The sequence below is a fragment of the Paenarthrobacter sp. GQ52 genome (assembly GCF_059759005.1).
The window spans coordinates 644,161-667,738 of sequence record NZ_JCAXEJ010000001.1 but is presented as its reverse complement, the minus strand read 5'-3'; the positions used below and the strand labels follow the sequence as shown (position 1 = coordinate 667,738).

Annotated in this window: 23 protein-coding genes and 1 tRNA gene; 10 read left to right on the top strand and 14 right to left on the bottom strand. The window is 61.2% G+C overall.

Translation table 11 applies throughout. The features are described 5' to 3' along the window. The first annotated feature begins 60 nt into the window (after positions 1-60). Positions 61-1,080 carry a PHP domain-containing protein gene (locus AC6CH8_RS02920; RefSeq protein WP_420180634.1) on the top strand — a complete coding sequence of 340 codons (1,020 nt, stop codon included), beginning with the start codon at positions 61-63 and terminating at the stop codon, positions 1,078-1,080. Positions 1,081-1,167: 87 nt separating this feature from the next. On the opposite strand, the gene AC6CH8_RS02915 is transcribed toward AC6CH8_RS02920, so the two are convergent. Together AC6CH8_RS02915 and AC6CH8_RS02910 are read right to left on the bottom strand one after the other, a co-directional pair. After that, positions 1,168-2,787: a monocarboxylic acid transporter gene (locus AC6CH8_RS02915; RefSeq protein WP_498188570.1), complete on the bottom strand. Its 1,620-nt coding sequence runs from the start codon at positions 2,785-2,787 to the stop codon at positions 1,168-1,170. Next, a complete protein-coding gene (locus AC6CH8_RS02910) occupies positions 2,784-3,164 on the bottom strand; it encodes a DUF485 domain-containing protein (protein ID WP_498188569.1) in 381 nt (126 codons plus the stop codon). The genes AC6CH8_RS02915 and AC6CH8_RS02910 overlap by 4 nt, the downstream gene beginning before the upstream one ends. A 208-nt stretch (positions 3,165-3,372) precedes the next feature. On the opposite strand from AC6CH8_RS02910, the gene AC6CH8_RS02905 reads away from it, so the two are divergent. The 5 genes from AC6CH8_RS02905 to AC6CH8_RS02885 are packed head-to-tail and all read left to right on the top strand — an operon-like array spanning position 3,373 to position 7,889. Further along, positions 3,373-4,572 (top strand): sensor histidine kinase, encoded by a 1,200-nt coding sequence (locus tag AC6CH8_RS02905; RefSeq protein WP_091467619.1) that lies wholly within the window; start codon positions 3,373-3,375, stop codon positions 4,570-4,572. 19 nt (positions 4,573-4,591) lie between these two features. Further along, positions 4,592-5,311: a LytR/AlgR family response regulator transcription factor gene (locus AC6CH8_RS02900; RefSeq protein WP_091466370.1), complete on the top strand. Its 720-nt coding sequence runs from the start codon at positions 4,592-4,594 to the stop codon at positions 5,309-5,311. Then, entirely contained in the window at positions 5,308-5,679 is a 372-nt protein-coding gene (locus AC6CH8_RS02895; RefSeq protein ID WP_091466368.1) for a DUF485 domain-containing protein, read from the top strand. The genes AC6CH8_RS02900 and AC6CH8_RS02895 overlap by 4 nt, the downstream gene beginning before the upstream one ends. Then, a complete protein-coding gene (locus tag AC6CH8_RS02890) occupies positions 5,676-7,142 on the top strand; it encodes a sodium/solute symporter (RefSeq protein ID WP_454810146.1) in 1,467 nt (488 codons plus the stop codon). The genes AC6CH8_RS02895 and AC6CH8_RS02890 overlap by 4 nt, the downstream gene beginning before the upstream one ends. Positions 7,143-7,190: 48 nt before the next feature. Further along, positions 7,191-7,889, top strand: coding sequence for a hypothetical protein (locus AC6CH8_RS02885; RefSeq protein ID WP_498188568.1), 699 nt, complete (start codon positions 7,191-7,193; stop codon positions 7,887-7,889). A gap of 27 nt (positions 7,890-7,916) precedes the next feature. Here the strand turns inward: AC6CH8_RS02885 and AC6CH8_RS02880 are convergent, their stop codons facing one another. The 6 genes from AC6CH8_RS02880 to rpsB all read right to left on the bottom strand — a co-directional run bounded on the left by AC6CH8_RS02880 (position 7,917) and on the right by rpsB (position 12,805). After that, positions 7,917-8,501 (bottom strand): DivIVA domain-containing protein, encoded by a 585-nt coding sequence (locus AC6CH8_RS02880; RefSeq protein ID WP_178996423.1) that lies wholly within the window; start codon positions 8,499-8,501, stop codon positions 7,917-7,919. 20 nt (positions 8,502-8,521) lie between these two features. Continuing rightward, positions 8,522-9,457 carry a phosphatidate cytidylyltransferase gene (locus AC6CH8_RS02875; protein ID WP_091466361.1) on the bottom strand — a complete coding sequence of 312 codons (936 nt, stop codon included), beginning with the start codon at positions 9,455-9,457 and terminating at the stop codon, positions 8,522-8,524. Then, a complete protein-coding gene (frr, locus tag AC6CH8_RS02870) occupies positions 9,457-10,014 on the bottom strand; it encodes a ribosome recycling factor (protein WP_011774219.1) in 558 nt (185 codons plus the stop codon). Before frr ends, AC6CH8_RS02875 begins: the two co-directional genes overlap by 1 nt. Positions 10,015-10,115: 101 nt before the next feature. Further along, positions 10,116-10,853: a UMP kinase gene (pyrH, locus tag AC6CH8_RS02865; protein WP_014921238.1), complete on the bottom strand. Its 738-nt coding sequence runs from the start codon at positions 10,851-10,853 to the stop codon at positions 10,116-10,118. Between the two features lie 121 nt (positions 10,854-10,974). Then, positions 10,975-11,811: a translation elongation factor Ts gene (gene tsf / locus AC6CH8_RS02860; RefSeq protein ID WP_026541489.1), complete on the bottom strand. Its 837-nt coding sequence runs from the start codon at positions 11,809-11,811 to the stop codon at positions 10,975-10,977. A gap of 121 nt (positions 11,812-11,932) precedes the next feature. Next, positions 11,933-12,805, bottom strand: coding sequence for a 30S ribosomal protein S2 (rpsB, locus tag AC6CH8_RS02855; protein WP_017199410.1), 873 nt, complete (start codon positions 12,803-12,805; stop codon positions 11,933-11,935). A gap of 407 nt (positions 12,806-13,212) precedes the next feature. On the opposite strand from rpsB, the gene AC6CH8_RS02850 reads away from it, so the two are divergent. Next, positions 13,213-13,707 (top strand): M23 family metallopeptidase, encoded by a 495-nt coding sequence (locus AC6CH8_RS02850; protein WP_498188567.1) that lies wholly within the window; start codon positions 13,213-13,215, stop codon positions 13,705-13,707. 65 nt (positions 13,708-13,772) lie between these two features. Here the strand turns inward: AC6CH8_RS02850 and AC6CH8_RS02845 are convergent, their stop codons facing one another. Further along, the gene (locus tag AC6CH8_RS02845) at positions 13,773-14,963 is read right to left on the bottom strand and encodes an acyl-CoA dehydrogenase family protein (protein WP_498188566.1); all 1,191 of its coding nucleotides are present in this window, start codon (positions 14,961-14,963) and stop codon (positions 13,773-13,775) included. Positions 14,964-15,209: 246 nt separating this feature from the next. Between AC6CH8_RS02845 and AC6CH8_RS02840 the strand changes: the two genes are divergently transcribed. Further along, entirely contained in the window at positions 15,210-17,978 is a 2,769-nt protein-coding gene (locus AC6CH8_RS02840) for an AAA domain-containing protein (RefSeq protein WP_498188565.1), read from the top strand. A gap of 65 nt (positions 17,979-18,043) precedes the next feature. Here AC6CH8_RS02840 and AC6CH8_RS02835 read toward each other — a convergent pair. The 5 genes from AC6CH8_RS02835 to AC6CH8_RS02815 form a co-directional block, all read right to left on the bottom strand. Then, positions 18,044-18,117 (bottom strand) — tRNA-Ile (locus AC6CH8_RS02835). Positions 18,118-18,201: 84 nt separating this feature from the next. Continuing rightward, positions 18,202-19,398, bottom strand: coding sequence for a glycosyltransferase (locus AC6CH8_RS02830; RefSeq protein ID WP_091466357.1), 1,197 nt, complete (start codon positions 19,396-19,398; stop codon positions 18,202-18,204). A gap of 107 nt (positions 19,399-19,505) precedes the next feature. Continuing rightward, a complete protein-coding gene (locus AC6CH8_RS02825; protein WP_091466355.1) occupies positions 19,506-20,411 on the bottom strand; it encodes a DMT family transporter in 906 nt (301 codons plus the stop codon). Continuing rightward, on the bottom strand, positions 20,411-21,034 hold the full coding sequence (locus tag AC6CH8_RS02820; RefSeq protein WP_178996431.1) for a CDP-alcohol phosphatidyltransferase family protein: 624 nt from the start codon (positions 21,032-21,034) through the stop codon (positions 20,411-20,413). The genes AC6CH8_RS02825 and AC6CH8_RS02820 overlap by 1 nt, the downstream gene beginning before the upstream one ends. Positions 21,035-21,081: 47 nt before the next feature. Beyond that, positions 21,082-21,930 carry a phage holin family protein gene (locus AC6CH8_RS02815; protein WP_420180625.1) on the bottom strand — a complete coding sequence of 283 codons (849 nt, stop codon included), beginning with the start codon at positions 21,928-21,930 and terminating at the stop codon, positions 21,082-21,084. Between the two features lie 172 nt (positions 21,931-22,102). Between AC6CH8_RS02815 and AC6CH8_RS02810 the strand changes: the two genes are divergently transcribed. Beyond that, positions 22,103-23,332, top strand: coding sequence for a multidrug effflux MFS transporter (locus tag AC6CH8_RS02810; RefSeq protein WP_179019066.1), 1,230 nt, complete (start codon positions 22,103-22,105; stop codon positions 23,330-23,332). A 23-nt stretch (positions 23,333-23,355) separates the two neighbouring features. Further along, complete coding sequence (locus tag AC6CH8_RS02805; protein WP_017199401.1) at positions 23,356-23,535, top strand: YMGG-like glycine zipper-containing protein; 180 nt, start codon at positions 23,356-23,358, stop codon at positions 23,533-23,535. Positions 23,536-23,578 lie beyond the last annotated feature (43 nt).

Here is a 23,578-nt window from a genome sequence, read left to right as displayed (position 1 = left end):
CGGCGCACCATTAACACTGCCCACTGTTGATGGTGCGCCTGGTTCGTGGATCATGGAGCCATGGATCCCATCGAGGCGCTCGACGAAATTTCCTTCTGGCTGGAACGAAGCCAAGCTCCCACTTTCAAGGTCCAAGCCTTCCGCAAGGCAGCCGACGCCGTCCGGCAGCTTGCGCCGGAAGATCTGGCGAAGCTTGTCAGCAGCGGGCGGATAACCAGCCTCAAAGGCGTCGGAAGCCGGAGTGCCGAAGTGATCACGCAGGCCATGGAGGACCGTACCCCCGACTATCTGGCCGATCTGCGTGAACGCGGAACAGAATCCTTGGCCGCTGGGGGCGACACCCTGCGGGCAGCCTTGCGAGGCGACCTTCACAGCCACAGCAACTGGTCCGATGGCGGCTCACCGATCGAAACCATGGTTGCCGCAGCCCGCACTCTCGGCCGGGAGTATCTTGCCCTGACGGACCACTCCCCCAACCTCACTATCGCCAATGGCCTCAGCGTCGAACGGCTTGAGAAACAACTGGGCGTGGTGGAAGGCATCAATGCCGCACAGGACGGCTTCCGATTGCTCAAGGGCATCGAGGTGGACATCCTTGAGGATGGAACCTTGGACCAGACACCGGACATGCTGGACCGTCTGGACGTAGTGGTGGCTAGCGTTCACTCCAAACTTCGGTCGGACAAGAAGACCATGACCACACGAATGCTGGGCGGCATCAGTGATCCCCATACCAACGTCCTGGGGCATTGCACGGGCCGCCTTGTCCAAGGATCGCGGGGTACCAGGCCTGAGTCTGAGTTCGACGCGGCCAAAGTGTTTAAAGAGTGTGCGGAATGGGGTGTGGCTGTAGAAATCAACTCACGGCCAGAGCGGCAGGATCCACCGGACAACCTCATCAACATGGCCCTCGACGCCGGCTGCCTGTTCAGCATCGACAGCGATGCCCACGCCCCCGGCCAACTCGACTTCCTGCAGTACGGTGCGGAGCGGGCGGAAGCCCTTGGGGTGCCGAAGGAACGGATTGTCACCACGTGGCCGCTGGAGCAGCTAAAGGAGTGGCTGAGCCTGAAGAAGTAACTGATCCGGACTCCAGAAGGCTCCTCCTGCCGTTCGCAGGAGGAGCCTTCTGTTGCGTTGGCCCTGTTTGGCTCGGTGTCGGCAGGGCTAGTGGTCTACAGCTTTCTCAGCACCGACGCCGGTCAGCGAGCGCACCTCCATTTCCGCCTGCTTGGCCGGATCCTCGCGCCGCTTATCCAGGACTGTACCCAGCCAGCCAAGGAAGAAGGCCAGCGGGATGGATACGATGCCCGGGTTGCTCAGCGGGAAGAAGGCAAAGTTTGCTCCCGGGATCATGGAGGTCTTGGCACCCGAAACTACAGGCGAGAAAGTGATCAGCAGGATGGCCGCAGCCAAGCCGCCATACATGCTCCAGACCGCGCCCTGGGTGGTGAACTTCTTCCAGAACAGGGAGTACACGATGGTGGGCAGGTTAGCCGAGGCTGCAACTGCGAAGGCCAAAGCCACCAGGAAGGCCACATTCTGGCCGTTGGCGAAGATGCCACCGAGGATAGCCAGGACGCCGATCACCAGTACCGTTCGTCGGGCCACTTTCACCTCGGTAGTAGCATCAGCTTTGCCCTTGGCAATGACATTGGCGTAGATGTCATGAGCGAAGGATGCCGCCGCCGTGATGGTCAGACCTGCCACCACCGCCAGGATGGTGGCGAAGGCAACCGCCGAAATGAAGCCCAGGAGCAACGGCCCACCCAAGTGGAAGGCCAGCAGCGGTGCGGCGGAGTTGACGCCGCCGGGTGCGGATTTGATGGTTTCTGCACCCACCAGGGCTGCTGCACCGTAGCCCAGCACCAGTGTGAACAGGTAGAACAGGCCGATCAGCCAGATCGCCCAGACAACGGACTTCCGGGCTTCCTTTGCCGTGGGAACGGTGTAGAAGCGCATCAGGACGTGCGGCAGGGCCGCGGTTCCGAGAACCAGGGCGAGTCCAAGGGACATGAAGTCGAGCTTGGAAGTTTCGGTCTTGCCATACTGCAGGCCCGGGTTCAGGATGGCCGGGTTGTTGGCGGCCTCGGCTGCAGAGCCCAGCAGGCTGGACAGGTTGAAGCCATAGATCGCAAGCACCATAGCCGTCATGACTCCGGCACCGGCAATCAGCAGGATGGCCTTGATGATCTGCACCCAGGTGGTGCCCTTCATTCCGCCGATCAGTACGTACATGATCATCAAGGCGCCGACGACGATGATCACCAAGGCTTGGCCACCCCAGTCGCTGATTCCCAGCAGGAGCGAAATCAAGCTGCCTGCACCTGCCATCTGGGCGAGAAGGTAGAAGAAGCAAACGGCGAGGGTGGACAGCGCCGCCGCGATACGGACCGGGCGCTGGCGCAAGCGGAAGGACAGGACGTCAGCCATGGTGAACTTGCCGGTGTTGCGGAGCAGTTCAGCCACCAGGAGCAGGGCAACCAGCCAGGCAACAAGGAAGCCGATGGAGTACAGGAACCCGTCGTAGCCGTTGATGGCAATGGCACCGGTGATACCTAGGAATGATGCCGCCGAAAGGTAGTCCCCGGCGATGGCCGTGCCGTTTTGGGAGCCGGTGAAGGACCGGCCGGCAGCGTAGTAGTCTGCCGCGGTCTTGTTGTTCCGGCTTGCCCGGAAGACGATCACCATGGTGACCGCCACGAAGAGGGCGAAGATGCCCATGTTGAGCAGGGTGGTGTCTTTCAGCGCTTCGACGTTGACTGCTGCCGGGACGATGGTGTTCATTTTGTTGCCCCGCTGATCACATTGCCGTCCTTATCGAATTCGTGGCCCTCGATCTCGTTGCGGATTTCAGCAGCGATGGGATCCAGTTTCCTGTTGGAGTAGCTCACGTACCAGGCCGTGATGCCGAAGGTGGTGACAAACTGCAGCAGGCCGAGAATCAGGCCGACGTTGATGTTGCCCCAAACCTTGATGGACATGAAGCCGACTGCATAGTCGGCCAAGAGAACGTAGGCGAAATACCAGAGCAGGAATACCACTGCCATTGGAAAGACAAAGCTGCGGTGCCGCTTGCGCAGTGTCTTGAACCGTTCCGTCTGTTGGACTTCCTGGAAGTCCACGGACGCCGTTGCGTCCTGGGGTTGGGCCTCATTACCCATGGTTCCTCCTGATTGTGATGTGTCCACATCAGCTCCACACGCATTGCCAATGTGACTGCAATCACTATCGAACGCTCTGTGGCACCTGTTCCAGAGAATCGTCCACTGCCGTCGCCCAACGGTTGCGACGTTGCGCCAAACGGTGGCCGTGAGGGAGCATCAGGGCAAGCGGGCGGACCCCGCCAGTGCGTCCGGCTACGCTGGCCTTATGCCCGATTCCCCGCTTTTCACCGCAGCCGCGATCGCCGTGATCGTGCTGGCAGTCGCCGTCGTCGTGGGCGTTGGCCTCAAAGTGATCCGCTCGTTCCGCGACCTTGGCACGGACGCCGAACGTGCAACCTACAACACACTCCATGCAGCCTCCAGGGCAGGGCAGCACCTTCGCGCTGGTCTCCATCCCGCCGGCGCAGCCAAGGCCAGCAAGCAATTACGGGCGCTGCTGGGCTGCGATGCCCTGGCCATCACGGACACCGACGCCGTGCTCGCCTGGGATGGTGCCGCCGAGGAACTCCGGCCATCGCTGATGCGGCTCGCGGAGGAAGTATTAACCACTGGCCGGACGGTGGTAGTAGCTGTCGGGTACCCATCAGCCGCTAAGCCGGATCACGGCAACCACGACTTTAGCGCTGTCATCGCACCGATCCGGGCTGGATCCAGGGTTGTCGGCTCTGTGGCCGCACTTGCCCCTGCGGCCGGGGCCGGTTTGGTGAGGGCAACAAGCGAGGTGGCCGATTGGATTGCCGCGCAGCTGGAGCTCGCGGAGCTGGAATCATCGCGCACCCTCCTGATGGAGGCCGAGGTCCGTGCCCTGCGGGCCCAGATAAGCCCACACTTCATCTACAACTCGTTGAATGCCATTGCCTCGTTCATCAACACCGATCCGGCCCGCGCCAGGGAGCTCGTGGTGGAATTCGCCGATTTCACCCGGTACTCGTTCCGACGCCACGGCGACTTCACTACTGTGGCGGAGGAACTCCGCTGCATTGATCGTTACCTCTTGCTGGAGCGCGCAAGGTTCGGCGAGCGGGTCCAAGTGAGCCTGCGGATCGCTCCGGAGGTCCTCAGCACGGTCATCCCGTTCCTTAGCCTCCAACCGCTGGTGGAAAACGCCGTCAGGCACGGCTTGGAGGCCAAGGAAGGACCCGGACACATCACCATTTGCGCGAATGATTCCGGCGCGTTCGCCGAAGTGACCATCGAGGACGACGGCGTCGGCATGGACCCGGAGCATCTGCGGTCTGTGCTCGCCGGGCACACGGACGGGGTCCACGTGGGACTTCGCAATGTGGACGCCCGCCTACGACAGGTCTACGGCGACGAGCACGGACTCATCATCGACACGGCCCCGGGCGAAGGAACCATGATCACCATGCGGGTGCCGAAATCGCAGCCCGGGCACGACGCCTGAGGCCGGTTAGTCTTTAATCATGATCAACGTCCTCGTCGCTGATGACGAACTGCCCGCCGTGGAGGAGCTCGCCTTCCTGTTGGGCCGGGATGAGCGGATTGGCGCCATCCACCGGGCATCGTCCGGCGCAGAGGCGCTACGGACCTTGGAAACAGAGTCAGTGGACGCCGTATTCCTCGACATCCACATGCCGGCGCTCTCAGGGTTGGACATCGCACGCGCCATATCCCGCAGCAGCAGTCCGCCGGCAGTCGTGTTCGTCACCGCAGACGAAGACTGCGCGCTTGAAGCCTTCGACCTCGCCGCCATCGACTATCTGCTGAAGCCCTTGCGCGCTGAACGGCTTTCACGATCCGTGGACCGCATCAGTGAGCTCATCAAGGACGGAACCCCCGCGCCGGAGATGATCACGGTGGACCTCGGCAGCACAACCCGCATGATCCGCCGCGACGACGTAACCTACGTGCAGGCCCAGGGTGACTACGCAAGACTGCACACGGCCGAGGCCAGCTATCTGATCCGTGTTCCCCTCAGCGACCTTGAACAGAAGTGGGCAGACGCCGGCTTTATCCGGATTCATCGCTCGTATCTCATCGCCTTGAACCATGTGCAGCACCTCAAGCTTTCGGCCACAGGGCCGAGCGTGGCAGTTGCCGGCGCCGAGCTGCCCATCAGCCGCAGGCACTTGCCATCGGTAAGGGACAAGCTGCAGTCCACCCGCATCCGGCCCCAAGGATGACACGCGTCCGCGTCACTGCCCCGCGCCAATCAGCCACGGCGACACCGGGGGCCTCGGGAAAGTTACCGTACCCGGGGGAACTTGCCGAGGACTCCGATGCCGGCCGGATTTTCATCCGCTCGCTCATCCGCTCCCAGCTGCGGTTGGCCTTGGTGGTGGCCTGCGGGTTCCTGGTCATTCTTGCCGTGATCGCAGTATTCCTGGTCTATGGACCCGGGGTGGCGGAGACCCGCATTTTCGGCATTCCCTTGGATTGGCTGGTCCTGGGCGCGGGCATCTACCCCGTCATCGGGCTGAGCGCTTGGCTCTACAATCGCGCGGCAGCCCGCAATGAGGCGCGTTACCAGGACCTTGTGGAGGATAAGTGAACCCTGCTGTTGGGCTCTTCGCTTTTCTGGCCGTTTCCATCGCGACTGCGGTCATTGGCTTCTATGGCTTGCGCATCTCACGCACAACCGGCGACTTCTACGTCGCCTCCCGAACAGTCCCCCCGTGGTGGAACGCATCCGCAATCGGCGGCGAGTACTTGTCCGCCGCCAGCTTCCTGGGCGTCGCGGGGCTGATCCTGCTTTCCGGAACTGACGCGCTTTGGTTCCCCGTGGGGTACACCGCCGGTTACCTGATGCTGTTGCTCTTCGTGGCCGCTCCCCTTCGCCGCTCCGGCGCCTACACCATTCCGGATTTTACCGAAGCCCGGCTGGACTCCAAGCTGGTCCGACGGGTGACAAGCCTGGTGGTGGTGGCCGTCGGCTGGCTGTACATCGTTCCACAGCTCCATGGCGCGGCGCTCACCATCCGGATCACCACCGGACTGCCGTCGTGGGTAGGTTCGACGGCGGTGGTTCTGGTCGTGTGCCTCACGGTGGTGGCAGGTGGAATGCGCTCGATTACCTTTGTCCAGGCCTTTCAGTACTGGTTGAAATTGACCGCTTTAGCGGTACCTGTCGTGTTCGTTCTTCTGGTGCTGGCAGGCAATGGTGCACAGCCGCAGGCGCCCTTGCCCCTCAACCCCACCGGCCAAAGTGCTGCCGGGGCATACCAACACATATCGCTCTTGGTGGCGTTGCTCTTCGGAACCCTGGGCCTACCGCACGTCCTGGTGAGGTTTTATACCAACCCGGACGGCCAATCGGCCCGCCGGACCACGCTGATCGTGTTGGGGCTGCTCTCCGTCTTCTATCTGTTTCCCACGCTGTCGGGTGCCTTGGGGAGGATGTTCGCACCCGACCTCGCGCAGTCCGGCCAGGCCGACGCCCTGGTCCTGTTGCTGCCCGGGAGGTTTGTAGGCGGTGTAGCCGGTGACATGCTGTCTGCGTTGGTGGTGGCGGGCGCCTTCGCCGCTTTCCTGTCCACGACGTCCGGGCTGGTGGTTTCGCTTTCCGGCGTCATCAGCCAGGACCTTTTTGGAGGAAGCGTAAAAGGCTTCCGCCTCGCGGCGTTACTCGCCGCCGTCGTGCCTTTAGGCTTTGCCCTGATGACTGACACACTTGCGCTGGCTGGAAGCGTCGGCTTGGTTTTTGCCTTCACGGCGTCCACTATCTGCCCGGTGCTGCTGCTGGGGATCTGGTGGCGTGGGCTAACGGATGCGGGCGCCATCGCCGGGATGCTGATTGGTGCGCTTCTTTGTGGCGGCGCCATGGTGGCGGGCACCCTCATGGGCCCAGGCAACGCGCCCGCGTGGTTGGCGCAACCTGCAGCGTGGAGCGTCCCGGCCGCCTTCGCGGTGACCGTGACAGTGTCGATCATGACGAAGAACCGCGTACCGGCCTCGGTGAACCGGGTCATGTCACGCCTGCATGTGCCGGAGCGTCCGGTAGTCACGGAGCGATAGCGGCAGCAAGCCGTTGTCGGCGGCCCCTACAGGGTGGACAATGACGCCATGTCCGATGAAGCGGGTGCAGCGGGTCCCGAACCGCCGGCGCCCACGCCGGAGCTATCTCCCAGCGTCCGGGCGCAATTACTGGCCACGGAGCACTGGAGCCTGCTCGCTTCAAGGAGCACCACCCAAGGCGAAGTCCTCACCCGCATCAGCATGTTCCTGACGTTCACCTCGGCAAGCCTGCTCAGTGTGGCGCTCGTTGGTAACGCTACCCAATTTTCAGATGACTTCAGGGCCTTCGCGCTGACGATTCTCAGCATCGACGTCGTCGTAGGACTGTTAACACAGATCAGGGTCTTGAACGTCGGCATGGAGGACCTCATGTACGTCCTCGCCATGAACAGGTTGCGTGCCGCCTACGTCGAACTCGATCCCGGCATGGCGCGCTACTTGATGGCGGGCTACCACGACGACGAGGCAGGCTCGGAGCAGACCTACTACTTCCTGGGCGGGCGGGGCTCATTCAGCCAAGTAGCAGGCAGCAGCATGATGTTCATCATGACGGCCAACTCGGCGTTGCTTGCACTGCTGATCGGCTCTGTCTTGACTGTCCTTCAGGTGCCCACGCCCGTCTCAATCAGCGTGGCTGTGGTGGCCGCACTGGCCTTTTTCGCAGTCACCATGGTCCGCGGCGGGCGCCGGTATTACGCGGTGTGGAAGATCAACCAGCCAATCTCGCCCACTCCCCCGAAGGCTTGATTGCTTGGTCCTGGTCGATGGCGGTTCCTAATCGATGGCCGCCATGAGCTCCACAACACGGGCGAGAAAGGCATCTACCTGTGCCTCTTCGTAGCCATCGGCGCCCTTGGCCGCACGGAAAACAGCACGCCGCACTGTGTCTACGCTCAAGGCCTGATCGTGCTCGAGGTACCCAATAAGCTCGGCGCACAACGCATCGACATCCTGGACGTTGTAGCTGCGGGTCCTTTTCGCGGACGGGCGCCGGAAGCGCTCGCCGTCGGGCCGGTGCAGCCTGCCCCGCAGGATGCCGGAGAGCTTGCCGATCTCGCGCAGCCAGGCCTCTTCGCCCTGCTGGCTGATGAGCTCGTCCCTCTCCCGACGCGCAAACGCGTCCTCCAGCCGGTCCAGCGCAGCATCCACACTGTTGGCGTCGTAGCCGCCCTTGACGGGGTCGAAAGCCACGGCACGTACATCTACGCTGGCCACTTGGTCGGCCGTGCCCACAGGATTCTCAAACGACGTCCGGGCTCGCTGGAGGAACTCATCCACTTGCTTGGCGTTATAGCCGTACTTGCTCCGCTCCACGCGATCGAACGTTGCGGGAATCTGGCGTCGAATATCCAAGGCCACTAATTTTCCTTCATTGGTTGTCAGACGCCGCTCAGCAGCGCGAACAGAACATAGGCTACAGGGGCTGCGAACACGATGGAGTCCAAGCGGTCCATCACGCCACCGTGGCCGGGCAAGATGCTGCTCATGTCCTTGACGCCAAGTTCGCGTTTGACCATGGACTCGGCGAGGTCTCCGGCGGTTGATGCGGCGACCATGCCCACGGCCAGCACAAGGCCCACCCACCAAGGCTTGTCGAGCAGGAAGATGCAGGCAAGGACGCCGATGACCATGGCCCCGCCCACTGATCCCGCGAAGCCCTCCCAGGACTTCTTGGGGCTGATCTTGGGGGCCATGGGGTGCTTACCGAAAGTAGCACCAACGATGTAGCCGAACGTGTCATTCGAGACCACCAACAGCAACAAAGTCGCTATCTGCCACGCGCCGTCGGGTATCCCGTTCGGCCAAAAGCCGAACGGGGTGGCACCACCGGTGGCGTGGAGCGGCAATGCCGCGAAGCTGATGAGGAACGGAATCCAAGCCAGGGTGAAAACGCCGGCAAACACACTGCGCGGCGCCCCCGCAGCGCTCTCGATGGAGCGCCACAGCAAAACCGCCACCGAACTCGCCGTCATAGTGAAAAGCAAACCCTCAAGTCCGCCAAAGTAGGCCGACACCGGCATCACCAGGCTGCCGATCATCACGGGAACGATCGGCATCCTGGTTCCCTGCGCTTCAAGCGCCCGGAAAACCTCCCAAACACCCAGTACCGCGAAAGCAGTAGTGAGCAGGACGAATCCCAGCGGGAGGAAAAGCAATCCACCCAAAACGGCCAGAAGCATGGCAAGCCCGACGCCGATGGCCGCCGGAAGATTCCGGCCTGCCTTGGGTGTGGGGTTCTTCCGCACGCGCCTGACGCGCTTGGGGGTATCGCGTGTCGGGACCCGCTCAGCGGGTGCCGGCTCAGCCTGGTTCATCAGACCTCGAGCAGCTCGGCTTCCTTGCGCTTGAGCAGTTCGTCGATGCTGTCCACGTGCTGCTTGGTCAGGGCGTCGAGTTCCTTCTCAGCGCGTGCACCCTCGTCTTCTCCGGCTTCGCCGTCTTTGACGAGCTTGTCCAGGGAGTCCTTGGCCTTACGGCGGATGCTTCGGATGGATACCTTCGCGTCCTCACCCTTGCCCTTGACGATCTTCACGTACTCCTTGCGGCGCTCCTTGGTGAGCTCCGGTATGGTCACGCGGATGACGTTGCCGTCGTTGGAAGGGTTGGCGCCAACCTCAGAGTCGCTCAGTGCCTTCTCAATGTCGCGCAACGCTGTCTTGTCGTAAGGGGTGATCAGGATGGTCCGGGCATCAGGCACACCGAAGGAGGCCAGCTGTTGAAGCGGAGTAGGTGTGCCGTAGTACTCGACGATCACCTTGTTGTACAGGGCGGGGTTGGCCCGGCCAGTGCGGATCGACGCGAAATCGTCCTTGGCTACCTCCACCGCCTTATCCATCTTCTCGCCGGCTTCGAGCAAGGTCTCTTCGATCACGGGTTTCTCCTCAGAAATAGTTGCTACCCAACTGCAGGCGGCAATGCACAGTAAAGATCCGCCACCAGGGGCGGACGGTCCTAGAAATATCCTAGCCCTTGCTAGGGAGTAACCAAGGTTCCCAGCGTTTCGCCCAGGATGGCGCGGGTAACGTTGCCCTCACCCTCCATGCCGAACACCACCATGGAAAGACTGTTGTCCTTGCACATGGTCATTGCAGTCTGGTCCATGACCCGGATGTCACGGCGCAGGGCGTCATCGTAGCTGAGGACATCCAACTTCTCGGCTGTGGGGTCCTTCTTGGGATCGGCGGTGTAGACGCCGTCCACACCGCTCTTGGCCATGAGGACCACGTCTGCGTGCACTTCAAGGGCCCGCTGTGCCGCAACGGTGTCGGTGGAGAAGTAGGGCAAGCCGGCGCCTGCGCCGAAAATGACCACGCGGCCCTTTTCCATGTGGCGGATGGCGCGGCGGGGAATATAGGCCTCCGCGACCTGGCCCATGGTGATAGCGCTCTGGACCCTGGTCTCTACACCGGCCTGCTCCAGGAAGTCCTGCAGCGCCAAGCAGTTCATCACAGTGCCCAGCATGCCCATATAGTCGGCGCGGGAGCGATCCATACCGCTTTGCGACAGTTCGGCGCCGCGGAAGAAATTACCGCCGCCGACAACGATTGCCACTTCTACCTCGGTGACTGCTGCCGCGATTTGCTTGGCGATGGCGCGTACGGTCTCGGGATCGACGCCGAGCTTGCCTCCGCCGATGACCTCGCCGGAAAGTTTCAGAAGTACACGTCGACGGGTCTTCTCGGGCTGGATAGCAGTGTTGACGGTTTCCATGGTGCCTTCCCGTTGGTGGACTCTGGCTAGATTATCGTGCTGTGGGTCCGCGCAGGTACTACCCGGACGGGTGCATGAAAAAGGGGCGGCCACCGAAGTGACCACCCCTTTTCATGAATTACTAGTTTCCGACGCGGAAACGGGTTACTGCGGTTGCCTTGACGCCGGCTTCCTCGAGGACCTGTGCAACAGTCTTCTTGGAGTCCTTGGCGAATGCCTGGTCAACCAGAACTTCACCCTTGTAGAAGCCCGTCACGCGGCCTTCCACGATCTTGGAAAGAGCAGCTTCGGGCTTGCCTTCAGCCTTTGCGGTCTCTTCGGCGATGCGGCGCTCGGACTCGACCAGTTCGGCCGGGACGTCGTCGCGGGTCAGGTAGTTCGGAGCCATGGCTGCGACGTGGACAGCGATGTCGTGCGCGGCGGTGGCAGCGGCTTCGCCTTCACCGTCGACAGCGAACAGGACGCCGACCTGAGCCGGGAGGTCCTTGGACGTCTTGTGCAGGTAAGCGTCAACCGTGGTGCCCTCAACGCGGGAGATACGGCGGACAACAACCTTCTCGCCGAGGACTGCGCCCTCTTCGACAACAACCTCGGACAACGGCTTGCCGTCGACCTCGGTGGCCAGCAGGGTCTCGAGGTCGGCTGCACCGGACTCGACTGCAACGTTGAGGACCTTATCGGCCAGCTGGATGAACTTGTCAGCCTTGGCGACGAAGTCAGTCTCGCAGTTGACCTCGATCATTACGCCGACGCCGCCGTTGACCTTGGCAGCAACCAGGCCTTCAGCAGTGGAACGGCCTTCGCGCTTGGTAGCACCCTTGAGGCCCTTGATGCGGATGATCTCGATGGCCTTCTCAGCGTCACCGTTGGCTTCGTCAAGAGCCTTCTTGACGTCCATCATGCCGGCGCCGGTGCGCTCGCGCAGGGCCTTGATGTCAGCAGCAGTGTAGTTCGCCATGTGAACCCCTCTGTCTAGAAATTTGTGTGTTTACGGACTGACAGGACGGCAGCCCACCGTGTGAGCCGCCATCCTGTCAGTTGCCCCTGACGCTGTATCCAGCATCAGGGAAGGTCCAGATTTACTTGGCTGCTTCGGCTTCGCCGGCTGCAGCTTCAGTTGCTTCGGGAGCCTCGGCTGCGGGAGCTTCTGCTGCCGGAGCCTCGGTTGCCGCTGCTTCTTCGGCCTTGCTGCCTTCGAGGAGCTCGCGCTCCCACTCAGCCAGCGGCTCTTCCGGAGCTTCGGTGGTGCCCGTTGCGCGCTGGTTGCGGGCGATGAGGCCCTCAGCTACGGCGTCGGCAACAACGCGGGTGAGCAGGTTGACGGAGCGGATGGCGTCGTCGTTACCCGGGATCGGGAAGTCAACTTCGTCGGGATCGCAGTTGGTGTCCAGGATGGCAACAACCGGGATGTTCAGCTTCTTGGCTTCGTCAACAGCAAGGTGTTCCTTCTTGGTGTCAACAACCCAGAGAACCGAGGGAGCCTTGGTCAGGTTGCGGATACCACCGAGGTTGGATTCAAGCTTGGTGAGTTCACGCTTGAGGAGCAGGAGCTCCTTCTTGGTGTAAGCCGAGCCGGCGACGTCGTCGAAGTTGATCTCTTCGAGTTCCTTCATGCGCTGGATACGCTTGGCGACGGTCTGGAAGTTGGTGAGCATACCGCCCAACCAACGCTGGTTGACATACGGCTGGCCAACGCGGGTAGCCTGCTCGGCAATTGCTTCCTGAGCCTGCTTCTTGGTGCCAACGAACAGGACGGTGCCGCCGTGGGCGACAGTAGCCTTGACGAACTCGTAGGCGCGGTCGATGTAGGACAGCGACTGCTGGAGGTCAATGATGTAGATGCCGTTGCGCTCCGTGAAGATGAAGCGCTTCATCTTCGGGTTCCAACGACGGGTCTGGTGTCCAAAGTGGACGCCGCTGTCAAGCAGCTGGCGCATAGTTACGACGGGCATGCCGACGCTCCTTCCGGCAGGTCATTCATGAGAGAGCCCATGGGGCTGCTCTTACCCTGCCAATAGTTGACGGTTGTTTAGCCTTTGCCCGGTTGGGCGTGGCTCCTGGCATCCATTGCACTTCTCATCCGGCACGGAGCCTGAGCTCGGCCGGACCGCAAGAGGCGCAATCCTCCGCAGCATAAAGCCTTGAGGCTTACCTGGTGGAGGGCTGGATACGCGTAGTCAGCCTGGGACCCTCACATATCTGAATGAGACATGCTCCTGAACAAGCTTGAGGGCACAGCAAACTGCTCCACCAAGTGTACTACAGCGACCCCACCGATTTGACCGCGGGAAACCACCCGTTGTCCACATACGGCAGTCAACGTATCGCGTCGCCCGGGTTGCCCCGGGAGGCTGGTTCCATGACCGTTTTCAAGCTCGCATTGACCACACTTCTTGTCTCCACCGTCGTTACTGGCAGCGCAGGCGCAGCTGCTCCAGCCGAACCACAGTGGAGTTGGCCGCTCTCCCCCACGCCTTCCGTCCTGCGGACGTTCGACCCACCGGACAAACCGTGGCTCAGCGGGCATCGGGGTGTGGACCTGGGGCCAACTCACGACGGCGCTCCCGTCACCGCGCCGTCTGATGGCGTGGTGACCTTTTCCGGCGTCGTAGTTGATCGTCCGGTACTAGCCATCGAGCAAGGCAATGGCCTCAAGAGCAGCTTCGAACCTGTGACCAGCGAATTGAAAACAGGTGACGCTGTCCGCAAGGGACAGGTCATCGGCACCCTGGAACCCGGCCACTGCAGCAGCGCCACCTGCCTGCATTGGGGGGTGCGGCGCGGCGAGGACTACGTCAATCCGTTGGGCTTCGTATCGGACATGCGGCCATCCATACTGCTGCCGCTCCACTGAGCCCTGGCAACGTCCAAGTCCCCGCCGCGTTCCCGCCGCATCTCCCCGCCAGGTCAGCGAATGTTCTAGACGATGGCCGAAACGCCTGTGATGGCACGTCCGGTCACCAAGGTGTTGATCTCGTGTGTGCCCTCGTAGGAGTAGATGGCCTCGGCATCCGAGAAGATCTTGGCCATGCCGTAGTCCGTGACGATGCCATTGCCGCCCAGGATGCTGCGTCCCAGGGCGACGCTTTCGCGCATGCGCGCCGTAGTGAAGGCCTTCGCCAGGGCTGACTGCTCGTCCTTGGCCACTCCGGCGTCTTCGAGTTGGGCCAGACGAACCATCATGCCCATGGAGGCCACAGTGTTTCCGAGGATCTGCACCAGTTGGTTTTGCACCAACTGGAACGCTGCCAGCGGACGCCCGAACTGCTGACGCTCCACGGCGTAGCTGCGGGCGACATCGAAGGCAGCCATCTGCAGCCCCACGGCCTGCCACGCGACAGCCAGGCGGGTTACTTTGAGGACCTTGTTTGTGTCGCGGAAGCTGTTGCCGTTGGCGAGCTTGAAGAAGTCCGGCACCACCACATTGTCAAGAACGATGTCCGCATTCTGCACTGTACGCAGGGAGATTTTGTTTTCAATCTTGGTGGCCGAGTAGCCGGGCAGCGAAGTGTCCACCAGGAACGCCTTGACCTGGTTGTCTGCCAAGTCCTTGGCGTAGATGACCACCCAATCGGAGAACGTGGCGTTGCCGATCCAGCGCTTGGCGCCATTTAGTATCCAGTTATCACCGTCGCGCCGGGCGGTGGTGCGCGTTCCACCTGCTACGTCCGAGCCACCCAGCGGCTCGGTCAGCCCGAAGGCGCCGATCTTCTTCAGTGAATAAATGTCCGGCAGCCAGGCATCCTTCTGCTCTTGCGATGCGAGGGCTTCAATCGAGCCCGTGAAGAGGCCGTCGTGGACACCCATAAAGGTTGCAATCGAAGCATCCGCACGGGTCACTTCGGCGTGGAGCATGCCGGCGAACAAGTTGGAGTACCCCTGGCGGCGGACGGGGCTGACAAGGTCCAGTTCGCCGAGCTTGGGAATGAGATCCATCGGAAACTCGCCACGGTTCCAGCAATCCACCGCGATGGGTTTGACCTCACGTGTAAGAAATTCGCGGACCTCCGCCAGGCGATCTTGCTCTTTTTCTGTCAGCATCTGCTCAAAGGCATAGAAGTCGCCGTCGGCATACGGAAGGTTTGCGGCGTCGAATGCAGCGTTGGACATATTCGCTCCTTCAAGGGTGGTCACCTGCGACCACGTCATGTCCGGACCAACCGCACTGAACCCAAGGGGCGCCAGGGCGGCCAAGTTACCGGCGAGTAGTAAGTTACTGATCAGTAACATACCGCAGGTTCTTCGTTCCCCGCAACGCTGGAGTTTTCCTTTCTGGTTCCAAAGAACTCTTGTCGCAGCGGACAGTTCTGTAACGTCGGTAGTGCAACGGTGCAGATGAATTTGGGGGGAAGCACAGTGATCAATCCACGTTACGAGGCGATTCTGGTCCGCAATCGTCACCAGAATGGCCTTGATGACAAGACCCCGGAGGTGACCGGGTATCGTCCCGCCGGTGCTTTCACGCACATTACCTTTAGTTCCGGAAAGACATACAAATACTCGGCCGACAACGTCGTTGTTCTCCGAAATCCAGCGCCCATATTCCTCAAGCCGCGCGACACAGTCACGGTGCGGGGCAAGGTGTTTGAGGCCGTCACCGAGGTCCTCCGTTTCGATTCGCCCCACGGAACCTGGTTGCGCGTGTTTCACACGGGTGACGCAGGACCCGGATATGAAACCTGTCGTGACACCCAGATAACAATCTCCCAGCCGTCCGAGGAAGAAATAGAAGCCCAGGTCGTGCTGGATTATTGGCGTGACGTCGCTTCGAAACTGAGGGAGGACGATCCGCTACGCCGGCAATACGAGGACTTCAGGCGCGTCCCGGCAGGAAGCGCCCTTGAAGTCCTGCTCCAGCGCCAAACCCTGACTTCCCCCGAGAAGATTCAGCGGCATCCGATACTGCCTTTCTCGTCAAACATCAGCCAGCGCGAGGCTCTCCTGAAAGGACTTAGCAATCGAATAACGGTGATCGACGGTCCACCCGGCACGGGAAAAACCCAAACCATACTGAACCTTGTGGCCAACATCGTTACCGTTCCGGGCCAGAGAGTTGGAATCGTCTCCTTCAACAACGCCGCCGTGGAAAATGTCCGGGACAAACTGGCCGAGGAAGGCTACGGACACATCGTGGCTGACCTCGGTCGGAAGGAGAAAATTGCCGAATTCTTCGCCAGGCAGGAAGCCAGGAACGCCGCGGTGGATGAATTCGTCGGGCAATCACCTGCCGAGGCACCCCCGGCAGAATATGTGGCCGAACTCGACAGCCGCCTGCAGACCCTGCAAGGGACCGCCAGACAACTGGCCATGTGGAAGCAAGAGCTCGACGCCTACCAGCTCGAGAGGCGTCATTTCCTGCTCCAGGCCGACACCCATGAGTTGCCCGCGCTGGAAGGCGTCCCGCTACTGCGTGCTCCGTCCGCTCGGATCCTCGAATTCCTCGCCGACACCGCATTCATGCCTGTCGAGTCCGGACCGGTCCGGAAACTTTTCCGCCGCCTGAGACTTCGCCTCCGATACGGACGACTCGGACGAGTTGATCCCCACGACACTGACGTCGTTCTGCGGCTTCAGGGCGCCTACTATGACAGCAAGGTCAAGGAGCTTGAAGCGCGTATCGATCAAGCGGGGCAGCTGCTGGCGAATGAAGACTACGGACGTCTTGAGGAGGAGCATCGGCTGGCTTCCAGGCAGACGCTCGAAGCATCTCTCCATAGCCGCTACGCCCAGACGCGCAGGCGGGTCCACTCAGAAGCCACGTACAGGTCAACCTTCGCGGAATTCACTGCTGACTACCCGGTAATTCTGAGCACGTGCCACTCCCTGCGACGAAGTGTTCCTGCAGGACAGCTCCTCGATTACCTGATCATTGACGAGGCCTCCCAAGTTGATCTGCTCGCCGCTGGCCTGGCACTCTCCCGCGCCCGGAACGTCATTGTGGTCGGCGACCTTCAGCAACTGCAGCACATCGCCGATGAGAGAGCATCAAGGAACTCCAAGAAGGCCCCGTCCGCCAGTGTGGACTACAGGAAGCACAACATTCTGTCCTCAATCATCGATCAGTTCGGCGATGGCCTTCCCCGCACCATGCTTCGGGAACATTACCGCTGCGATCCGGCGATCATCGACTTCTGCAACAGGAAGTTCTACGGCGGGAGGCTGGTCCCCTACACCTCCAGCGGGTCGGGCGGTCAGCCGTTGGTGGTCGTCCGGACAGCCGAGGGGAACCACATGCGGCAGCACAACAGCGGGGGCCGAACCAACCAGCGTGAAGCGGACGTCATTGCCAAGGAGGTCCTCGGGCAATTCTGCTCAGGTATCAGCAATGAGCAGATCGGCGTGGTGACCCCGTATCGACGGCAAGTAGACAAAGTAACCGAGGCCTTGCTCAACAGCATCCACGCCGACACAGTCCACAAGTTCCAAGGGCGGCAGAAGGACGTGATCATCATGAGCACAGTCCTGGACGAGACAAACAGCGGTCACCAAGGCGTCAGCTTCGTCGATGACCCGCACCTCGTCAACGTCGCCGTCTCCCGCGCAGTGAAACGGTTCGTGCTTGTTACCAACAATGAGATGCTGCCGAAAAGCCGACACCTTCGAGATCTGGTGCACTTTATTCGCTACCGAAATCCGGAGGATGGCGTCTTCGACAGCAACGTCCTGTCCGTCTTTGACCTCCTGTACAGAGAATACTCAGCAATGCTGCGCCCTTTGGCCGCCAGGCTCCGGAACAGCTCCACGTACACGTCGGAGAATATTATCTGGACCCTCCTGTCGGAGATCCTCGAGGACGAACTGTTCTCCGACTTAGCTGTGGCGCCACAGGTCCTGCTGAAGAATTTGCTTCGCGATCCTGCGATGCTCACGTCCCAACAGGCTTCTTTTGTCCAGAACCGGGCAAGCCTGGACTTCGTGGTCTATAACCGCGTCACCAACATGCCCGTCCTGGCCATTGAAGTTGACGGTTTCGCTTACCACGAAAACAATCCCGCGCAGCAAGTCCGGGATGACCTCAAAGATGCCATCTGCCGTGCACATAAGATCCGTCTTCTGCGGTTGCCGACCACGGGAAGCGGGGAGGAAACCCGCATACGCTCCGAACTGGCAGCGGCATTGGGCTAAACGGCCGGCAAAAGAGCCGTGGGCGACGAAGAACGAATCGTCGGCCACGGCTCCCGTGTGAAATGTAGGGCTACTCGGACTTGAACCGAGGACCTTAGGATTATGAGTCCCGCGCTCTAACCAGCTGAGCTATAGCCCCGTGATGCCCGGGACAGCCGCCGCAAAGCAGCAGTTCCGGGCAAAGCACTCCAGCAATTCTAATAGGTGCCGGGGAGTGCTTTTGTCACACCACCATGTCCTCGTAAGAAGCGCCCCGGTAGAGGTCCTCAAATGTCTGGAGAGTGCCGTTGATGCTGTGCGGCTCCACCATCTCCCGGCTCAGCTTGCCCATGGCATCAAGCTCGTCCTTGGGAAGCTCCACGAGCTGGGTGATCCTGGCAGCGAGTTCGTTGCTGTCGTTGGGGGTGAAGAGGTAGCCGTTCTCCCCGTCACGAACAAGGTGCGGAAGCGCCATGGCATTGGCAAGCAGCACAGGAGTGGAAGCCGACATGGCTTCCAAGGTCACCAGTGACTGGAGCTCGGCCGTACCGGGCATGCAGAAGATATCGGCCTTGATGTACGCCTCACGCAGGTCCTCGTCGCTCGCCAACCCGAGGAACCTCACCCGATCTCCCAGGCCAAGCTTCGCAACCTGGGCCTCAAGGGCAGGGCGGACTTCGCCGCCACCCACGACTTCCAGGTTCACGTTCAGTTCGCGAGGGGTTTTAGCGACGGCGTCGATCAGCACGTTGATGTGCTTCTCTTCGGCAAGACGGCCCACGAACAGGACCGTGGGGTTGGCGTGGGGCTCGATGGTCTCACCGGGCTGGAGCTCATACGCCGAAGAGTCGATGCCGTTGGAAAGGGGCAGGACCTTGCGCAGGAAGGCGTGCTGGTGCATGGCCTTGGCAGCAAGGGGCGTGGGCGTGGTGACCACATCCGCCTGGCCCATGACCTTGCCCATGTCCTTCCAGGAAATACGGCCAACGATGTCCTTGAACCACTGCGGGAACGGAAGGAACGGGTTGAGGTTTTCGGGCATGAAGTGGTTGGTGGCAACAATCCGGATTCCGCGCTTAACAGCCTCATAGAGGACGTGTTCGCCGATCATGTAGTGGCTCTGGATGTGGACGACGTCCGGTTGGACCTTGTCGAAAAGAAGGCTGATTTCCTTCTTGATTTCCCACGGGAAGCAGATCCGGAAGTACTCGTGGGTGAAGACGCCATGGGAGCGGAGCCGGTGAACCGTGGCTTCGTCACGGAACTCGGTGTAGCTCTTGCCCGTGTCCGGACGGCAGGCCAACACATGCACGTTGTGCCCACGTGCAGTCATCCCCTTGGCCAGGCGGTAGCCGAACTGGGCGGCACCGTTGACGTGCGGCGGGTAGGTATCCGCGGCAATCAGAATAGTGAGGGGCTTGTTGGTGTCGGGAATGGTCACGTGGAGAACTCCTGATGGTCACGGTGCGGACAGCATTGCTTGTGGCAATGCTGCGATGTCGCCGGGTTGCCGCCCGCAATAGGGGTGGCGCAAGGTAAAGCCCTGCCCTAAGCCTTCCGGCTGGCAGCCGCCTTCGCGTCCTTCTTGCGTTTGGTGACTTCCGGATGGTGCCGGCTCAGGGCAATAACCCCCACGATAGCAAGCGTAGCGGCCGCGGCCATGGCGATGGCCATCACGGCGTGGACATCGGGACGAAGCTCACCCAGGATCACGATGCCGATTGCAATGCCCACCATGGGGTCGATAACGGTCAGCCCGGCGATGACCAGGTCCGGCGGACCACCCGAGTACGCACTCTGCACGAACCAGGAGCCCAGCCCTCCGGCTGCCACGATGGCGATGAGGGTGTACCACTGGACGTTGAGCAGGAACAGGCCGTTGGGATCGAGCAAGTGTTTGCCGATGATCCGGGTAAGGACGGCAACAAAGCCGAACAGGACACCGGCCCCCAGGATGTAGATAAAGGCACTCATGCGGTGCTTGAACATGACGGCCAGGGTTCCAAAAATGCCCACTGCAAGAGCCAGGAGGAGAACAATCGTCAGTTCGTCGTCGCTATTGACGTGATGATTCTCCTGCGTGACGTTGACTGCCAGCAGCACGAACAGCGCTGAACCCGTGACACAGGCGCTGATGGCAACCACAGTGGCACGGTTGATGCTCAGGCCTTGGTCCTTGGCGTTGACCACCGTGGTGATGACCAACGCGATGGCACCGATCGGCTGCACCACGGTGAGGGGTGCGGACACCAAAGCTATAGCGTTCATCACCATCCCGAGGGCAAGGAACAACAGCCCGAGCATCCAGCGGGGATTACGCAGAAGCCTCAGGAAGCCATTGGAGCTGAGCGCAAGGCCCCCGGTATCGGCTTTCACCGCGCTGCCTTGCCGCTGGGCACCGATAGCGAGGAAGAAGGCACCAACTACCGCGAGAAATACCGCCAGCCAGACCATCAGCCTCGTCCGCCGTCGTCGGTTTTCAATTCTTTACCCTTACGCAAGATGGCCCAAAAATAGTTGTAGGCCGCAATCCAGTGGCCGATCAGGCCGAAGCCCAGGAACGTCCAAGCAGCCACGAAGTAGACCTCGGTAAAAGCAATGGGCAGCTTGGACAGGACAAGCAATGGAGTGCCGACCAGCAGCAGAGCCGTGCGGATTTTTCCGATGATACTCACCGGCAGGTCCGGATGGCTGCGGAAGTAGATCAAAGATGCGATGGCCAGGACGGCGTCAGGCACCAGCAGCGCGGCCAGGTACCACCACTGCACGACGCCGGCAATCGCCAACGTGAACGCGACGGCAAGGAGGGCGGCCCGGTCGGCCATCGGATCCAGTATCCGGCCAAGTTTGGAGGTCTGGTCGAAGCGTCTGGCAATGTAGCCATCCACCCAGTCGGTGCTGCCCATGATCACCAGCACCAGTACCGCGAAGCCATACTCCTGCTCCGACAACACGAGCCAGACGAACAAGGGAACACCCATGAAGCGAAGGACCGTAAGGATGTTGGGGACAGTGAAGATGAGGTCATGATCAACCTGCGGCCGGTCGGGGTGCGACCCAGCTCCGATCAATCTCATCTTGTCCCCCCCTCCTCGTCTTCCGTGTTTGGCACCGCCTGCAGTTGCTACTTCTTCAGCAACTTCCGCAGCGCAACAACGAAGACCACGGCCGCAGTGGCAAACGCTGCGAGGTCCTTCCACCGGGCGGCAAGCCGTTCGGTCAGGCTTTCGGGGACAGAGTCTTCAAGGGCAGCAAACTTCGTCGCAGCAAATTCCTTGCCCTCTTGGAACTTTCCGTTTGCGCTTTCCAGCAAAGCCTGGCCCTGCTTCTTGACGTCCAGCTGTTCACCAAGTTCATCGCGGACACCGGTCAGGTGTTCACGGCGCCGCTTCAGGCGCGAGCGAAGCTCAGCTTCGGTGGGCGCCTTGACGGCATCTGCTTCCTTGGCGGCTTCCTTCGCGGCCTTTTCTGCCTTGGCCTTCTCTGCCGCTGCTTCCTTTTCAGCCTTGGCAGCCTTGGCAGCAGGTGAGTTGGGATCCAGGATCGACTCGTCGAAGTCGGAACCTTCCTTGGCGATTCCGAGATCGTGCTTGATCCCCCGGATGGTGTCCTCTGGGACCAAGGGCATGGCCTTCTTGAACTTGGCGATGCCGATCAAGGATGCGATAGCCACAACTATCAGGAAAAAGGCTGCAACAATGAGTGCCGCGAGCCAACCGGGCATGATGGTGGCCAACCCCAGGATCGCCGCGACAACCAGCGCAATCACCAGTAGCGCCAGGAAGACAAGCGCTACTCCGAAGAAGGCGCCGGCAATGCCAACCTGAGTGGCCTTTCGCTTGAGTTCTACCTTCGCAAGGGCGATTTCGTCGTTGAGTTGCCTCGGAGCCAGCCTTGCTACGAGCTTGAGGGTCTTTGGCAAAGTACGAATGGCTGGTCCTTGACTGGGCCGGCCGGTGTGACGTCCACTCATGGGTTCCGCCTAACTGCTTCCTCTGGGCATCGTGTAGGGCGAACGCGGCGGAAAACCATTGCCACGGACACCTGTCCTCAAAGCTATCATTCAGGTTCCTGCTGAACTTTCGGGATCCCGCCGTGGCGCGCCTGTCATACATCCAATAAATATGATCCGGGCCATAGGATAGATGATCGTGACCCCTCCCATTGCTCCGGGCGATTCTCTGAGCCGACGCGAAAAACTTGTCTACATTCTCCTGCTGGGTGCACTGACTGCCCTGGGTCCTTTCACCATCGACCTGTACCTTCCGGCGTTCCCCGCCTTGGAAGAGAGTTTTGATGTCTCGGCGGCAGCAATCCAGCTCACTCTGACCGGCACAACGGTTGGCTTCGGGCTCGGCCAGCTACTGGTGGGCCCCTTCAGCGACAAAGTGGGGCGCCGGCTGCCCTTGATCCTGGCGACGGCTGTGCACATCGGATCTTCTCTGGGGGCGGCGCTGGCCACGGACATCGGGATGCTCTCCCTCTTCCGCGTGCTCATGGGAATCGGTGCTGCCGGAGGTGGCGTGGTGGCAATGGCCATGGTCCGGGACCTCTTCCACGGCTACTCCATGGTCCGGATGTTCTCAAGGATGTCACTGGTCAACGGCCTGGCACCGATCCTGGCACCGGTCATAGGGTCCCAACTGCTGCTGGCATTCCCCTGGCCGGGCATCTTCTACTTCCTGGCCGGTTATGGCCTGCTGGTGATCATTGCCTCCATCTTCTTCATTCGGGAGACACTTCCGGCAGCCCAGCGCGGAAAGTCCACCATCACAGTGGGACAACGCTACAAGACCGTCCTGACGGACAGGATCTTCGTGGGCATGGTTCTGGTAGGAAGCCTGAATTTTGGCGGGCTTTTCGCCTACCTCTCGGCTTCCACCTTTCTCTTCCAGAACGTCTACGGCTTTTCCCCGCAGGAATACGGCATCCTGTTCGGCATCAACTCCCTGGGTATCGTGGCAGGCGTGCAGATCAGCTCGCGCTTGATCCGGCGGGTGGCCCCGCAGTGGATCGTGGCGGGGGCCACGGTCTTCATGCTGTTCACTGCCCTGCTGATCGTGGCGCTTGACCTGTTCCATGTGGGGCTGTGGGGAATCCTCGTTCCGTTGTGGTTCTACATCTGCGCAACCGGCTTCATGTTCCCGTGCGTCCAGGTGCTGTCCTTGGCCAACCACGGCGCACAAGCGGGCACCGCTGCATCCCTCCTGGGCGCGTCCCAGTTCATGATGGCTGGAATTGTCCCGCCCGTCGTCGGTTGGTTGGGCGTCAGTTCCGCCGTCCCCATGGGCGCCGTTATGGCCGCATGCATCACCGGCGCGATTGCCGCGTTGTGGCTGGTAGTCCGGCCCCGCTCTGTTCCCTCCATCCATTAGCAGCAGCCCCGTAGGCTGTGACCATGACTAATAAACCGCACCGCAACGGCAGGGGCTTGTTCCTCGGTGCTTTGCTCGGCGCCGTCGCCGGTGCCCTTCTCGGTCGCGCCGCCGGCAGTGCGCTGTTTGGCGCCATCCTGGGTGCCGTGATCGGCGCCGCTGTGCTGTACCGCGTGAATCCTGGCCCTTGGAAGCGGGACTAGGCTAACTGCCACCGGCGACCCGCCGCCGTCGAGAGTTACCAAA